Here is a 15,664-nt window from a genome sequence, read left to right on the forward strand (position 1 = left end):
ATTATTATTTTTTAAATTCTAACTAATCAAAATTCACCTAAAGCTATATTTTTTAATGATAATAAACAACAACATAAATGTAAATTAATATTTGAAAATTATTTATTAATCTTAATCTCTTTAAATACATTTATTAAATTAGTTTACAATGATTATAAAAACAGTAGTATACTATATTTAAAATATCATATTTTACCAAAAAATAAACTATTACACTATCATTTAATAATACGTTTCCGAATATTACAAATCTAAATAGTAATCACCTATTTCAAGAAATATCTCCATTATTCGATATTAATAAATATTTTATTAAATTATCTATGGATTGCATTTGCTTTAAAAAATTCTCTAATTCATCTAATAATAATGCAGATGATCCATCACATTTAGCAGATTTGGGATCTGGATGTGCTTCAAGAAATAAACCGGCAATACCCACAGCTATACCAGATCGCGATAATTCATAAATTTTCCCCCCCCGTCCACCTGAGACACAACTAAAAGCATTTCTAATTTGCAAGGCATGAGTAACATCAAATATTATCGGACAACCTCCAGATACTGTATTCATTACATTGAAACCAAGCATATCCACAACTAAATTATCATAACCAAAACTTGTACCTCGATCACATAAAATTATCTTGTCATTTCCATAATTTCTAAATTTATCAACAATATGACTCATTTGTGTAGGATTAATATATGGAGGCTTTTTAATATTAATTACAGATCCAGTACGCGCCATAGAAATTATAAGATCAGTTTGCCGTGCTAAAAATGCTGGCAATTGTAAAATATCAACAATACTGGATGCAATATCAGCTTGATTTGATTCATGTATATCTGTAATAATTTTTACCCCAAAAGTTTTTTTTAATTCTTGAAATAATTTCATTCCCTGATCAAAACCAGGACCACGATAAGAATGAATGGATGAACGATTTGCTTTGTCAAAAGAAGCTTTAAATATATAGGGTATATTTAATTTTTGAGTTATATTAACATAATGTTCACAAACTTTCATCACTATATCTCGTGATTCTAAAACATTCATCCCCCCAAACAACACAAATGGTAAATTATTCGATATTTGAATATCACCAACATTTACAATCAATTGTTTCATATTACACCGAAATCCATAGTTTGACAGTAAACAAATATTGTTTATTTGATCATGAAATTATAAAAAAAATTTTTATATTCATGAAAAATTAATTCAATCAATAAAATCATATTGATATATCAATATTTAAATATTGATAATAAAAACCTATTTTTAAATAAAAATATTGTTTTTTTATGAAAAAACTCAACAAAATTGTCCATATGTAACACGTTCATTATTATTATAATCACGTACTGTAGTAATATCTCTAAAACCAGATTGACGAAACAAAAAACGTACATCACATCCTTGTAACCATCCATGTTCTAAAAATAACCACCCTCCTAATTTTAAATATTTAACAGAATTAATACAAATATGTGATAAATTAAATAGACCAGAATGTTTTGCTATCAGAGCTGTTTTTGGTTCAAAACGGACATCACCAAATAACAAATGTGGATCGTATTTATCTATATATGGCGGATTACTAACAATAAGATCATAATTATGCATTTTTAAATTCTGAAACCAATTTCCAAATACAATCGTAACATTGTTCATTTTTAATAAATTAACATTTTTCGATGCTAAATAAACAGTTTTTAATATAAAATCAACCCCTGTAATTTTCCAAGTAGGACGTTCTGATGCAATCGCCAAAGCTATGGCACCACTACCAGTGCCTAAATCAAGAACATTCAATGAACTTACACATGAAGAAAACTTTAATAATACTTGCTCTACTAAACACTCAGTATCACTCCGCGGAATAAATATTCCTGATGATATTTTGAAATTTAATGACCAAAATGAATGTTCACCAGTTAAATAAGCAATGGGTTCACCACGTATTCTACGTGCTAATAATTTATTTGCTCGCTTTTCTTGATATTTAGTAAGTGTTTTGTCACCAAAACCTAAAAAATACACACTAGACTTCCCAGTGATCTTTTCTAAAATACACTCTGCATCACGTTTCGCAGTTTTAAAAATACACAAACGTGAAATTGCTTGACTTAACCAGTTTTTAACATTCATTTTGAATTATCTGATAAGAAACTAATTAAAATTATATTTTTCTGTAAGAGGTTTTATTAAAATATCCAAATTTCCTTCCATAACTTCATTTAAGCAATACACTGTTAAACCAATTCGGTGATCAGTGATACGATTTTGATGAAAATTATATGTGCGAATTCTGTCAGATCTGTCACCAGTACCTAATAAATTACGTCGGGTAATTGATGATTGTTCTTGTTTACGTTTGGATTCAACTGCAGATAAACGGGCACGTAAAATTTCTAATGCTTTAGCTTTATTTTTATGTTGTGATCGACCATCTTGACACGCTACCACAATTCCTGTGGGAAGATGAGTAACACGAATCGCTGAATCAGTGGTATTAACATGTTGTCCACCAGCACCAGACGAACGAAAAGTATCAATCCGTAAATCACCCATATTTATCATCGGTAACTCTTTATTACACAACTCTGGAATAACAGCTACTGTACAAGAAGATGTATGTATCCTACCCTGTGATTCAGTACAAGGAATTCTTTGCACTCGATGTCCTCCTGATTCAAATTGTAATTTTTTATAAGCGTGATCATAAAATTTTATAATAATCTCTTTGTAGCCTCCCTGTTCCCCGTGAGTACTATGAATAATTTCCATTTTCCACCGGGACTTTTCAGCATATCGCACATACATGCGAACAAGCTCCCCCGCAAACAAAGCTGCTTCATGTCCCCCGGTTCCAGCCCTTATTTCGCAAAAACATCCTTTTATATCGTTGTTGATAATTTTAGACTCAAGTAAAAAACTCAATTTTTTTTCAAGTGACAAACGATCAATATTTAATTTTTTTATATCATCTTGAGCAAGATTATATATTTCTGAATCTTCTAAAATAGACTGTAAAGAAACAATGTTTTTTTTAATTGCCATCCACCGTCGAAAATATATTATGAGATTACTTAATTGACCATATTCTTTAAATAAGGCTCGAAATTTCTTTTGATCATGTAACATGTTTGGATCATTAAGCAAAATTTCCAAATTTTTATAACGTATATTTAATGTTTCTAATTTAGCAAGTGTAGAAGATTTCATAAATTAACTATTTTTACATCAAAATATGGCATTTTTAGATTAACATACTTTAAATAACATGCCAAATATTACATATGATTTTAATTTTAATTAAATCAATTTGTCATTAAATAGAAACAACATATAAATATAAAATAATCTAAAATACATTTACAGTTAATACTTACTTGATTAAAAATGATTAATAATGTAAGTTTGTTAAATTCATTAAATTTATGGTATAATCAAATTAAGTGATTTGTATTACAAAAGTACTAAATTAGTATATCACATAATGGAAGTAGAAAAATATTTTTATTTGGGTATCCTCATGCGCAATGATATTAAAAAAATCACTTCAAAACAACACTTTAATTATCTAACTCAAAAAAACAAATACAAATTAATTTTAACCAATGAAGCTGCTATACATATTCAACAACTAATATCTAATGATGTTAATATGATCGGTTTACGTATTAGTATTAAAAAATCTGGATGTGCCGGTTTTAGTTATATATTTGATAAAGTAATGCAAAAAGATATTAATTGTACCGACTTAATATTTGAATATGAAAATGGAGCTAAAATATTTATTCCACACGCTACGATTCCATTTATGAATGGAAGCGAATTAGATTATATTAAAGAGGGTTTATGTTCTACATTTAAATTTAAAAACCCCAAAGCACGCTATTTATGTGGGTGTGGTGAAAGCTTTACTATTTAGTTGATTTCATACAAGAAACTTGTTTCATAGTTTTAGAATATTTTTAAATTATGAAATAACATTTTAAAATACAACAATGAAAAAAAATCATGACATTTATAAAGATTTATAAAGAAGGTTTCGTTACCGTATTAAATACTGAAACATTCCCTTTAGGAATTAATGAAAATATCATTCACGCTATTTCGAAAAAACGTAATGAACCAAAATGGATGCTAAATTTCCGATTAAAAGCATACCGTACATGGATAAAAATGAAAGAACCTCATTGGCTTAAAGGAAATTATCCAACATTAAATTATAATGAATATAGTTACTATTCTGCTCCATGTTCCTCTTTGAACTCAGAAAATTCAAGTAAAACATATAAAAATAATGAACATACTATCAAAAATAAACAAAAATCAAATAAAAAAAATTATTTGACTAAAGAAGTTAAAGAAACATTTCAACAGTTAAAAATACCTATCTATGAAAATAGTGGTATAGCAATAGATGCAATTTTTGATTCAGTATCTGTTACCACAACTTACCGTTCCGAATTAAAACAATTAGGAATAATTTTTTGTTCGTTTAATGAAGCAATTCACGAACATCCAGAATTGATACAAAAATATTTAGGAAGTGTCGTACCTATTAATGATAATTTTTTCGCGGCTTTAAATTCTGCAGTCGTATCCGATGGAACATTTATTTACATTCCTAAAAACATACGGTGCCCAATTGAACTTTCTACATACTTTCGTATTAATGCTGAAAAGACAGGACAATTTGAACGTACGATACTAATCGCTGATGAAGGAAGTTACGTTAGTTATATTGAAGGATGTTCTGCACCAATTAGAAACAGCTATCAATTGCATGCTGCAGTAGTTGAAGTTATTGTTCTGCAAAATGCACACGTCAAATATTCCACAATACAAAATTGGTTTTCTGGTAATAAAAATTCTGGAGGTATTTTGAATTTTGTTACTAAACGCGCACTATGTTTGGGCACAAATTCTAAAATGTCTTGGACACAATCTGAATCTGGTTCTGCCATTACTTGGAAATACCCCAGCGTTATTTTAAAAGGCAATTATTCTATAGGAGAATTTTTTTCAGTTGCTATTACAAAAAATTGTCAACAAGCAGACACAGGAACAAAAATGATCCACATTGGGAAAAATACCCGATCGACTATTATTTCCAAAGGAATTTCAAGTGGAAAAAGCGAAAATACTTACCGTGGATTAGTAAAAATATTACCTAATGCTAATCACTCAAGAAATTTCACGCAATGCGACTCCATGTTAATTGGCAATAAATGTGGTGCACACACATTCCCATATATTAAAGTACATAATCATACTTCTCAAGTAGAACATGAAGCTACCACTTCACGCATTAATGAAGAACAGTTATTTTACTGCCAACAACGTGGAATCAATGAAGATAATGCAATTTCTATGATTATCAATGGATTTTGTAAAGATGTACTTTCTAAATTACCTTTAGAATTTGCTATAGAAGCAGAAAAATTATTAACTATCAACTTGGAACATAGTATTGGTTAAATATGTGCAATTATTAATATAAATACGATGGACAACATACAAAAATAATACAATTAACAAAGAATGAAATTATTTAATTATTCAACTAGTTAAAGAGAAACATATGCTGTTGATCAAAAATTTAAAAGTAAATGTCGATAATATAAACATTCTTAATGGCGTAAATTTGCAAATTCAATCTGGTGAAACACATGTTATCATGGGACCAAATGGAGCAGGAAAAAGCACTTTAGCAGCAACACTTGCCGGTCGTAAAGATTGCATTGTAACCTCAGGATCTATTTTTTTTAAAAACAAAGATCTACTTCTTTTAGAACCAAATGAACGTGCCGGAGCGGGAATTTTTTTGGCATTCCAACATCCTGTTGAAATTGCAGGAATCAAAAATCAATTTTTTTTACAAACTGCTATAAATGCAGTAAGAAAATATCGTAACCAACCAATCTTAGAACGATTTGATGCCAACGATTTTATAAAATCAAAATTAAAACTTTTAAAAATGCCTGTTGATTTTTTAAATCGTTCAATTAATGTTGGATTTTCAGGAGGAGAAAAAAAACGTAACGATATTCTACAGATGGCCGTATTAGAACCATCATTATGCATTTTAGACGAAACAGATTCTGGGTTAGACATTGATGCGCTTAAAATCGTTTCTAATGGAATTAACACACTAAAAAACTCCACACGATCGTTTATTATTATTACACATTATCAAAGAATATTAGAACATATTAAACCTAATTTTGTACATATTTTATATCAAGGATGCATTATAAAATCAGGAGATATATCTTTAGCTAAAAAACTCGAGGAAAAAGGTTATGGATGGCTCGCCTAATTACATTGACAATAATATAATAAATAGATGGTACCATTTATTTAAAGAACAAAACAAAATTCATTCTAACCAAAAATATCAGTATTGGGAAAAAGTCCAGAAATACGGATTAACCAATCAAAATAATGAAAAATGGAAATATATCCCACTGCATAAACTACTTGCTAACAATTTTATTAATGCGAACAAAAACTGTCCAATAAACACCACTATTCGAGATAACATCAATTTAAATAAACCAGCATATCAACTAGTATTTATCAACGGTTTTTTTTCCCAAGAATTAAGCACTCAAGATACTGGGCCATGGAAAATAAAAATAATAAATAGAAATATGCACCAACTCCTACCACAACCAATCCAACCGGAAATATTTTTATATTTAACTGAATGTTTAAGTTATGAAACTACATATATTTCTCTTCCTAATAACACGACAGCAAAAATTCCACTATATTTATTACATATTAATCAAGGATCTAATGATAACAATATATTAATGAATATCCATTACAGACATCATGTTAAAATACACAAAAATTCTCATGGTGAAATTGTTGAACATTTCGCTAGTGCAAATACAAATAGTCATTTTACTGGTGCACGTACATCTATTATAGTTGATTCTAACGCACGCATAGAACATACAAAACTATCTTTTGAAAATCGTGCTAGTTATCACATCTCTCATAATGATATACATATACACTGTAATTCTATCGTTCAAAGCAATGTATTTAATATTTATGGAAACCATTTCCATCAACATCAAACCAGTACAATATTACACGATAAATATGCTGCTGTATCACTTAACAGTCTATTATTACCTTTAGACGAGGACATTCTTGATATGTCTACCTATGTAAAACATAACACACCAGGATATAATTCAAGCAAGCAAATACACAAAATTATTTCAGGTAATCAAGGACAAGGTATATTTAGAGGATTAATTACAGTAGATAAAGAAGCTATTAAAATTAATGGAAATATGCTTAGCAAAAATTTATTATTACATCCATTCTCTAAAATTTATTCTATGCCACAACTTGAAATTTATGCTGACGATGTCAAATGCTCTCATGGAGCAACGATTGGGCACATCAATCATGAAGAAATATTCTATTTATGTACACGAGGGATTCCATATCAACAAGCATGCCAAATAATTGTATACGCTTTTGCATTAGAAATTATAGATACTATTAATGATAATGAGATTCAAAAAAATATTTCTACACGTATTATTAATATTTTAACAAGGATATTTCAAAATGGTATATCCCATAAAAAAAATTCGGTCTGAATTTCCAATATTGAAAACAAAAATTAATCACAAGCCATTAATTTATCTTGATAATGCTGCTAGTACACAAAAACCCAATGTAGTAATTAATTACCAAAGCCAATTTTATCAACAAAAATATTCGGCTGTACATAGAGGGGTTCACACATTAGCTAACTTGGCAACACAAGAAATGGAAGAAGTTCGAATGTATGTAGCAAGTTTTATTAATGCATCATCTTCAGATGAAATAATTTTTACTAAAGGAACTACTGAAAGTATCAATTTAGTAGCAAACACTTGGGGCCATCAATATTTAGAAGAGGGAGACAATATTATAATCACTGAAATGGAACATCATTCAAATATTGTCCCTTGGCAAATGCTTGCAAAAAATAAAAACATCACATTACGAATAATACCATTATTACCAAATGGTACATTAAATCTTAATATGTTAAATGACTTAATTGATAACCATACAAAATTATTATCAATTACTCATGTCTCTAATGTATTGGGCACACTAAACCCATTAAAAGATATTATCAATAATATTCGAACAATTAGGAGTTCTATCATTGTATTAGTTGATGGAGCACAAGCTATTGTGCATGAAAAAATAGATGTACAACTCCTAGATTGTGATTTTTATGTTTTTTCTGGTCATAAAATGTATGGGCCATCGGGAATAGGTATATTATATGGAAAAAAATCTATACTGCAAATTATGTCTCCATGGGAAGTCGGGGGAGGTATGATTCAAAAAGTAAATCTTAATACAGATACAACATTTCTCGCACCACCTTGGCGATTTGAAGCAGGATCACCCAACATTAATGGAATAGCTGGATTAGGGGCAGCTATTAGATACATCAATAATATAGGATTAGATCAAATAAAACTATATGAAAAAAATATTATGCAATATGCAGTAGAATCTCTACAAAAAATAAAAAATATAACAATTTATGGTCCTAAAGAAGATCGCATATCAGTTGTTTCCTTTAATATTAATAAATATCATGCTTATGATATTGGGTTATTTTTAGATCAAAATGGTATTGCTATTAGAACTGGACACCATTGTGCAATGCCAGTTATGAATTATTTTAATGTTTCTACTATGTGTCGAATATCATTAGCTATATATACTAATAAAGAAGAAATTGATCAATTAATTCATGGTATAATGAAAATTAGCCACCTACTCAAACATCGCGTAAATAACAATTAAAACCACCTTTATGAATAATATAGTGAATTTACCAACCCAAAATATTGTATTACGTAACTTTCATAATTGTATTAACTGGGAAGAAAAATATTTGTATATTATTGAACTTGGAAACTATTTATCATCGATTCCCCAATCGATGAAATCAGAAAAAAACTTAATTCCAGGATGTCAAAGCAAAGTTTGGTTTATCATGAAAATAACAAACATAAAAAACGGAAAAAATATTGTGAGATTCTATGGTGACAGTGAATCCGCTATAACAAAAGGAATTTTGTGTATAATATTTATTATGTATCAAGGATTAACAATAGAAGAAATTATCTATTTTGATCCATACCATTTTCTAAATCAATTAGAATTAACTGAACATTTAACGTATTCTCGATCGCAAGGGGTAAGATCAATATTGCAAACTATTTATAATCACGCCAGAAAACTATCCACAATTTCCCATTAAACAAGCAGACAGAATGGTGTACATACAAAGTATGTACACCATTCTGTCATAAGTTTTACAATAAAAAAACAAAAAATGGTCAATAATTGTTTATTTACGATATGAAGAAACTTGATTATCAAGTCGCTGATTTGCCCGAATAGCATCATCCTTAGCAATTTGTACTTCAGGCCGCAATGCACTTACATCATTGGTCACTTGATCCATCTTAGCATTTAATGTTTGTACATCAGAAGAAAGTTGTTCAACTACATTTCTCGTGCTGCATGCAGATAAACATACCGAACCAAAACAAACAACATATAATATTAACTTGCATGTATTCATTAACAATATCCTTATTTATTTTTTATATAATTTAGTTGTGTACAACTAATATTTTTTAATTAAAATTATTTTTTTAAAAAAACAAAAATAAGCATCTCCATTATAATAATTACACTACTAACACAACCTTTCATGCGTTCTAATGGATTTGAACCATTGACCTCTACCATGTCATAGTAGCGCTCTAACCATCTGAGCTAAGAACGCATACATAAAACGAATTTTATTATAACCAATTGTTAGTACATGGTCAAACTATAAATACTATAATCAAATACTACAAAAATATACATAAATTTCAATAACTGCATTACTATCTATAACATAAAATGGCATAAATATAATATAAATTATACATGATTTCAAAATAAAAAAATATATCGACTAACATTATAACAACACCACTATACTAGTTTATACATTTTAACAAATAAAATATTCAAAACAAACAAAAATTTATAAAAACTATTTGTTATATTTTTTAATATATTTAATTGTTTAAACAAGTTAATTTACACATAATATATATCTATATCTAATTACAGTTTATCAATATTTACTAAATAAATTATTAATAACCATCATCTACTATTACTTAATTAATAGCATCTAAAACTCAAAATCATTCGGGAAACTTTAACATATCATCAAAAAATATTTCATCTTATTAATATAAAAAATATAAAAAGTAATATGACTCTAATATAGAACAGTGAATACTTATTAATAATTAATAGCTATACAATATTGTGTATATCACCCATTCAGAGTGAATAAAAATATTTTTTTATATCATCGATAACATAATACATATTCTTGAAAAATATAATAATAAATATAATATTATAAAGTACATTTAAAAAAATTATTATTAATAATCTAACTTAACCATCAATTATAGATATCAAAATCAATACTATTTTACATTAATTATTGATTTTTTTAAAAAAATCACCATTATCATCTAAACATGCACCATTTTTAAAAAAATACTAATATTCTTACAAAACGACATGTATTCTATATTGAATTTACTATCTTTTAAAAAACTAATACAAACTATACACAAAAATTATTTATGTGTTCTATCAATGATAGAATGATATTTTTAAGTAAAAAATTAAAAACAATAACAGTTGCAGTATTGTTTAAAACAAAAAAAGATATTGATTAAAAATATTTATAATTTATAATGCTAATGTTAGTTGGTAGTATTGATGATACCTAAATATAAATTTCAAAAAAAATCTATAAATAACCGTAAATATGATAATCAAGAATATAAAAAAACAAATATCGAAAAACCCTATACTTTTGTATATGAAAGGTTCACCTAACCTACCGAATTGTGGTTTTTCCTCACAAGCAGTAAAAATATTATTAAAGTGTAATACACCATTTTCCTACGTTGATGTTTTAGAGCACCCTGATATTCGATTAGAATTACCAAAAATTTCACATTGGCCAACTTATCCTCAGTTATGGATAGATTCTGAACTCATTGGAGGATCTGATATTATGATGGAAATGTATAAAAAAGGTGAACTTCAGAACTTAATTAAAAGGATAAAGTTAAAATACAATTTAAAGACAAATAATTCGGATAATATAACTAAAGCATCTTAAAATATTTATCTTCTGTAATGCATTTTTAAATTTTAAAATGAAAGTTAACCGTCTATTTTTTTAAAAAAATTACTACGGTACAACGTTTGAATGATCAGATTATTATTAAAATAATAATAACATTTAAAAGCTTAAAAACGATTCAGGACAACTGTTAAATTTTTCAACATGTTACCATTTCTTAAAAAAATATTTTTTAAATCACTCCAAGACCAAATTAACTTTTAAATGTAACCATCGTAAAACACACTTAAACATTTCCCATCTATAAATATTTCTCATTCTTATAAGACCTTTGTCCATTGACATACTCGAAATACATTTATACTGATATTCCGACTTTGATATCATAAAAAAATACATAAACTAATACAACACCAAAATATGGATTCTTTCTAAATTATATCAAAAATTTTAAAATATTAAAATACGTTTTTATTATTCATTATCTCATTCAGTATACACAATAAAAACATTCGATATACTGATCAAATATGGTATAATCACATTGCATATATTTAATATACAACTAATTATTTTAATAATATAATTCATTTAAAATAAATGTTTCATTTATATCAAAATAAGTTATATACATGCTAATAAATATATGATAATATTATAAACTAATGTATTTTAATTTTATACGACAAGAATTTTAAAAATATAAAAATTATATACTAATATATAAAACATTAACTATGATTATAATGATACATAAATAAAATATCAAAACTATACAATATAATATATAGTAATTCACTTAAACAAACGATATACAATATTCAAAATATTTTAATATTATTAGAGAATATATGCTGTTTTTATTAATCTAAATCTCAACACACTGGATTAATAAAAATTTCATAATTTGATAATTTTCTCATCCACCCATTAGGATGGATAGTAAATCGAGAAAATACTCACTTAACTACCCCAACTATAAGGAGAGAAAATTGGAAACACCACTGGGATCAGATTTAGCACGTTTAGTACGAATATGGCGAGCATTGATTGATCATCGACTCAAACCATTAGAACTCACACAAACACATTGGATTACATTACATAATATTTGTCAATTACCACCTGAACAATCACAAATTCAATTAGCAAAAGCTATAGGAATAGAACAACCATCTTTAGTACGTACATTAGATCAACTTGAAGAAAAAAAACTGATAACACGACACACTTGTATCAATGACCGCCGTGCTAAAAGAATAAAATTAACAGAGCTTGCTTCACCAATTATAAGAAAAGTTAATGATGTTATCAACGGAACTAGAAACGAAATTCTATCTGGAATTAAAGAAGAAGATATAAGATTTTTAACAAAAATTATTTTAAAATTAGAAAAAAACATTATGAACCTTTATAATAGATGATCAATTCCAGCTCTCTATAAATATTTATGCCATAACAATCAATTATAACATACAAGTGTTGTTATAGCATGAATATTTTATATCGATTATACATTACACTTTCTTTACCATCCAAATAAAAATCAATGGTAAAAAATATTTTTTTATCAATATGATTAAAAATATCCACCAAAATTATTCAATTTTATTTAAACATAAATTATAGTAGAAAATAATCGGAATTATTGATAATGCACAAAAAAAAACAAACTGGAAATATCAAACAAATACGAAGAGAATATACACATAGCACACTATCTCAAAAAAATTTAACAAATGAACCGATACAACTATTTAAAATATGGTTAAACCAAGCCTGTAAAAGCAAAATGCTTGATCCAACAGCAATGTGTTTAGCAACAATAGATGAATTAGGACAACCATGTCAACGATTAGTTTTACTTAAAACTATTAATAAAAACAAAATTATCTTCTATACAAACTTTAAAAGCAAAAAAGCTATGCATATTCAACATAATCCAAAAGTTAGTGTATGTTTTCCATGGACCACATTAGATAGACAAGTAATAATATCAGGATATGCCTCCAAACTACCAAAAAAAGATAACATCAAATATTTTTACAGTCGACCAAGACATAACCAAATCAGCACATGGGTCTCACACCAATCTGAAATAATAAACTCTAGAACAAGACTTACAAAAAGATTTTTATATTTTAAAAAGAAATTTTTAAACATTAAAGTACCTGTACCTAACTTTTGGGGGGGGTATCAAATCTATATTACTACTATGGAATTTTGGCAAGGTAGAGCACATAGATTACATGATCGGTTTATTTATAAAAAAAAAGATAAAAAATGGCATATTGACCGATTATCACCTTAATACTTATAAAATTACAATTTGAATCAACTATGAAAATTTAAAAATAACAAGTAGTATATAATGTAACAAATTGAGTTGCAAACAACAACACAATGAGAACATACTAATGAACAAATACAACCTGATCATCGATCTTCAACAACGATATTTGATTTCACAAATAACCAATCAAAAAAATTTAATAAACAAATTAAATTCAGAAATAATTACATTATATTGTGGATTTGATCCTACGTCTGATAGTTTACACCTAGGACATCTTATACCATTAATATGTTTAAAACGTTTTCAATTAGCCGGACATCGACCAATAGTTTTAATAGGTGGTGCCACTGGACTAATTGGAGATCCTAGTTTTAAGATCACTGAACGTCCATTTAACTCTTTAGAAATAATATTGAAATGGGCGGAAAAAATAAAAAAACAAGTCGCTACTTTTTTAGATCTTAATAATAAAAATAATGGTGCAATTATAATTGATAATTATCATTGGTTTTCTTCTATGAATATCCTTGATTTTTTACGTAATATAGGAAAAAATTTTTCTATCAACACAATGATTAATAAAGAATGTATTAAGCAACGATTAAAAAAAAATAATACTGGAATTTCATTTACTGAATTTTCATACAACCTTTTACAAAGTTATGATTTTGCATATTTATGCAAACATTATGACGCAATATTACAAATAGGGGGATCAGACCAATGGGGGAATATTATCTCTGGAATCAACTTAATACGTCGCATATATCAAAAAAACGTTTATGGATTAACATTACCATTAATTACAAAATCTGATAACACAAAATTTGGAAAAACTGAAAATGCAACAATATGGCTAGATAAAAATAAAACTAGTCCATATACATTCTATCAATTTTGGATTAATACGGACGATAAGAATGTTTATAAATTTTTAAAATTTTTCACTCTTTTAGATATGGCAACTATTAACGAATTAGAACTAGAAAATAAAAAAAGTAATAACAACATAAGACATCAAAAAATATTAGCTCAAGAAATTACAAGACTAGTACATGGAAAACAACAATTAAATATTGTAGAGCGCATGACTAAAAATCTATTTGAAAATAAAATATCTCAATTAACCATAACAGATTTTCTTCAACTTGAATATGACGGGATACCTACAATCATATTATTTAAAAAAGATAAAATCAGTTTACAAGAAGCATTAGTACTGACTAAATTTGCACCATCTAAATATCAAGCAGGTATACTAATTGAATCAAATAGTATTTTGATAAATGGCGAAAAAAAAACACAAGAAAAAAAATATATCTTCCAGAACAAAGATATTTTATATAATTCTTACACGTTATTACGAAAAGGAAAAAAAAATTTCTCACTAATTCATTGGAAATAATAATAAATAAAAAAAGTATACACAGGAATCATAGGAATTAAGTTAAAATATTATACTAAAAAAATTATTTTATTTTATAGAAAAATTTTTATAAAAATCACACATATCATTAATAAAACAAATATCACATAATGGAGTTTTAGCCATACAAATATACCGAGCATGCAACACAAACCAACGATGACATTGGACTTTAAATTTATTTGGAACAACTTTTGATAATTTTTTCTCTACAGCATACACATTTTTTCCCACCGCAAATCGAGTACGATTACAAAATCTGAAAACATGCCTATCTACGGCAATTACAGGCCAAGAAAAAATTTCATTAAGTATTACATTTGCACTTTTACGACCAATACCAGGTAGTTCTTCTAATAAAATACGATTTTCGGGAACTAATCCATGATATCTATCCATAAGTAGACGACAAGTATAAAAAATATTTTTAGCTTTGTTATTAAACAAACCTACTGATTTTATATATGTTTTTATACCGCTTATACCCAATGCAACCATTTTCCCAGGTGTATCAGCTATCATAAATAATTTCTTAGTGACCTGATTCACTTGTCTGTCTGTAGATTGCGCAGAAAGTAATACCGCAATCAACAATTCAAATGAAGAACGATAATCCAATTCAATAACTGGTTTAGGGTTAGATATATAAAATCTGTACAAAATTTTATAACGTATTTTTTTATTCACAGTGAAATTTAATTA

The 15,664-nt window shown here is 27.1% G+C and carries 15 protein-coding genes and 1 tRNA gene; 10 read left to right on the top strand and 6 right to left on the bottom strand.

Annotated elements, in window-relative coordinates; genetic code table 11:
• Positions 1-271: 271 nt before the first annotated feature.
• The 3 genes from kdsA to prfA all read right to left on the bottom strand — a co-directional run bounded on the left by kdsA (position 272) and on the right by prfA (position 3,232).
• Positions 272-1,132: a 3-deoxy-8-phosphooctulonate synthase gene (gene kdsA, locus BTURN675_RS01715; protein WP_046288831.1), complete on the bottom strand. Its 861-nt coding sequence runs from the start codon at positions 1,130-1,132 to the stop codon at positions 272-274.
• Positions 1,133-1,318: 186 nt separating this feature from the next.
• On the bottom strand, positions 1,319-2,155 hold the full coding sequence (prmC, locus tag BTURN675_RS01720; RefSeq protein WP_046288832.1) for a peptide chain release factor N(5)-glutamine methyltransferase: 837 nt from the start codon (positions 2,153-2,155) through the stop codon (positions 1,319-1,321).
• Positions 2,156-2,176: 21 nt separating this feature from the next.
• Positions 2,177-3,232, bottom strand: a complete 1,056-nt coding sequence (gene prfA / locus BTURN675_RS01725; protein ID WP_046288833.1) for a peptide chain release factor 1 — start codon at positions 3,230-3,232, stop codon at positions 2,177-2,179.
• A gap of 310 nt (positions 3,233-3,542) precedes the next feature.
• Between prfA and BTURN675_RS01730 the strand changes: the two genes are divergently transcribed.
• The 6 genes from BTURN675_RS01730 (at position 3,543) to sufE (ending at position 9,323) form a co-directional block, all read left to right on the top strand.
• Positions 3,543-3,941 (top strand): iron-sulfur cluster assembly accessory protein, encoded by a 399-nt coding sequence (locus tag BTURN675_RS01730; RefSeq protein WP_046289117.1) that lies wholly within the window; start codon positions 3,543-3,545, stop codon positions 3,939-3,941.
• A gap of 89 nt (positions 3,942-4,030) precedes the next feature.
• On the top strand, positions 4,031-5,497 hold the full coding sequence (gene sufB, locus BTURN675_RS01735) for a Fe-S cluster assembly protein SufB (RefSeq protein ID WP_046288834.1): 1,467 nt from the start codon (positions 4,031-4,033) through the stop codon (positions 5,495-5,497).
• A 103-nt stretch (positions 5,498-5,600) separates the two neighbouring features.
• Positions 5,601-6,338 carry a Fe-S cluster assembly ATPase SufC gene (gene sufC, locus BTURN675_RS01740; RefSeq protein WP_046288835.1) on the top strand — a complete coding sequence of 246 codons (738 nt, stop codon included), beginning with the start codon at positions 5,601-5,603 and terminating at the stop codon, positions 6,336-6,338.
• Positions 6,322-7,647 carry a SufD family Fe-S cluster assembly protein gene (locus BTURN675_RS01745; RefSeq protein WP_046288836.1) on the top strand — a complete coding sequence of 442 codons (1,326 nt, stop codon included), beginning with the start codon at positions 6,322-6,324 and terminating at the stop codon, positions 7,645-7,647. The genes sufC and BTURN675_RS01745 overlap by 17 nt, the downstream gene beginning before the upstream one ends.
• On the top strand, positions 7,616-8,863 hold the full coding sequence (locus BTURN675_RS01750) for a SufS family cysteine desulfurase (RefSeq protein WP_046288837.1): 1,248 nt from the start codon (positions 7,616-7,618) through the stop codon (positions 8,861-8,863). Before BTURN675_RS01745 ends, BTURN675_RS01750 begins: the two co-directional genes overlap by 32 nt.
• A 10-nt stretch (positions 8,864-8,873) precedes the next feature.
• A complete protein-coding gene (sufE, locus tag BTURN675_RS01755; RefSeq protein ID WP_046288838.1) occupies positions 8,874-9,323 on the top strand; it encodes a cysteine desulfuration protein SufE in 450 nt (149 codons plus the stop codon).
• 90 nt (positions 9,324-9,413) lie between these two features.
• Here the strand turns inward: sufE and BTURN675_RS01760 are convergent, their stop codons facing one another.
• Both BTURN675_RS01760 and BTURN675_RS01765 read right to left on the bottom strand, forming a co-directional pair.
• Positions 9,414-9,650 carry an LPP leucine zipper domain-containing protein gene (locus BTURN675_RS01760; RefSeq protein WP_046288839.1) on the bottom strand — a complete coding sequence of 79 codons (237 nt, stop codon included), beginning with the start codon at positions 9,648-9,650 and terminating at the stop codon, positions 9,414-9,416.
• Between the two features lie 133 nt (positions 9,651-9,783).
• A tRNA-Val gene (locus BTURN675_RS01765) sits at positions 9,784-9,857 on the bottom strand.
• A gap of 1,059 nt (positions 9,858-10,916) precedes the next feature.
• Between BTURN675_RS01765 and grxD the strand changes: the two genes are divergently transcribed.
• The 4 genes from grxD to tyrS all read left to right on the top strand — a co-directional run bounded on the left by grxD (position 10,917) and on the right by tyrS (position 14,941).
• On the top strand, positions 10,917-11,276 hold the full coding sequence (grxD, locus tag BTURN675_RS01770; RefSeq protein WP_046288840.1) for a Grx4 family monothiol glutaredoxin: 360 nt from the start codon (positions 10,917-10,919) through the stop codon (positions 11,274-11,276).
• 899 nt (positions 11,277-12,175) lie between these two features.
• A complete protein-coding gene (gene slyA / locus BTURN675_RS01775) occupies positions 12,176-12,664 on the top strand; it encodes a transcriptional regulator SlyA (protein ID WP_173424202.1) in 489 nt (162 codons plus the stop codon).
• A 230-nt stretch (positions 12,665-12,894) separates the two neighbouring features.
• Positions 12,895-13,551 (top strand): pyridoxamine 5'-phosphate oxidase, encoded by a 657-nt coding sequence (gene pdxH, locus BTURN675_RS01780; RefSeq protein WP_046288842.1) that lies wholly within the window; start codon positions 12,895-12,897, stop codon positions 13,549-13,551.
• 106 nt (positions 13,552-13,657) lie between these two features.
• Positions 13,658-14,941, top strand: a complete 1,284-nt coding sequence (gene tyrS, locus BTURN675_RS01785) for a tyrosine--tRNA ligase (protein ID WP_046288843.1) — start codon at positions 13,658-13,660, stop codon at positions 14,939-14,941.
• A gap of 69 nt (positions 14,942-15,010) precedes the next feature.
• Here tyrS and nth read toward each other — a convergent pair whose 3' ends face one another.
• Positions 15,011-15,649 carry an endonuclease III gene (nth, locus tag BTURN675_RS01790; protein WP_046288844.1) on the bottom strand — a complete coding sequence of 213 codons (639 nt, stop codon included), beginning with the start codon at positions 15,647-15,649 and terminating at the stop codon, positions 15,011-15,013.
• Positions 15,650-15,664: the final 15 nt, after the last annotated feature.

This window comes from Blochmannia endosymbiont of Polyrhachis (Hedomyrma) turneri (assembly GCF_000973505.1).
Classification (GTDB): Bacteria; Pseudomonadota; Gammaproteobacteria; order Enterobacterales; family Enterobacteriaceae; genus Blochmanniella.

Bases quoted from the DNA above. Each gene is read 5' to 3' on its own strand.
- kdsA (WP_046288831.1), bottom strand. From the start codon at position 1,132: ATGAAACAATTGATTGTAAATGTTGGTGATATTCAAATATCGAATAAT.
- prmC (WP_046288832.1), bottom strand. From the start codon at position 2,155: ATGAATGTTAAAAACTGGTTAAGTCAAGCAATTTCACGTTTGTGTATT.
- prfA (WP_046288833.1), bottom strand. From the start codon at position 3,232: ATGAAATCTTCTACACTTGCTAAATTAGAAACATTAAATATACGTTAT.
- BTURN675_RS01730 (WP_046289117.1), top strand. From the start codon at position 3,543: ATGCGCAATGATATTAAAAAAATCACTTCAAAACAACACTTTAATTAT.
- sufB (WP_046288834.1), top strand. From the start codon at position 4,031: ATGACATTTATAAAGATTTATAAAGAAGGTTTCGTTACCGTATTAAAT.
- sufC (WP_046288835.1), top strand. From the start codon at position 5,601: ATGCTGTTGATCAAAAATTTAAAAGTAAATGTCGATAATATAAACATT.
- BTURN675_RS01745 (WP_046288836.1), top strand. From the start codon at position 6,322: ATGGATGGCTCGCCTAATTACATTGACAATAATATAATAAATAGATGG.
- BTURN675_RS01750 (WP_046288837.1), top strand. From the start codon at position 7,616: ATGGTATATCCCATAAAAAAAATTCGGTCTGAATTTCCAATATTGAAA.
- sufE (WP_046288838.1), top strand. From the start codon at position 8,874: ATGAATAATATAGTGAATTTACCAACCCAAAATATTGTATTACGTAAC.
- BTURN675_RS01760 (WP_046288839.1), bottom strand. From the start codon at position 9,650: ATGAATACATGCAAGTTAATATTATATGTTGTTTGTTTTGGTTCGGTA.
- grxD (WP_046288840.1), top strand. From the start codon at position 10,917: ATGATAATCAAGAATATAAAAAAACAAATATCGAAAAACCCTATACTT.
- slyA (WP_173424202.1), top strand. From the start codon at position 12,176: ATGGATAGTAAATCGAGAAAATACTCACTTAACTACCCCAACTATAAG.
- pdxH (WP_046288842.1), top strand. From the start codon at position 12,895: ATGCACAAAAAAAAACAAACTGGAAATATCAAACAAATACGAAGAGAA.
- tyrS (WP_046288843.1), top strand. From the start codon at position 13,658: ATGAACAAATACAACCTGATCATCGATCTTCAACAACGATATTTGATT.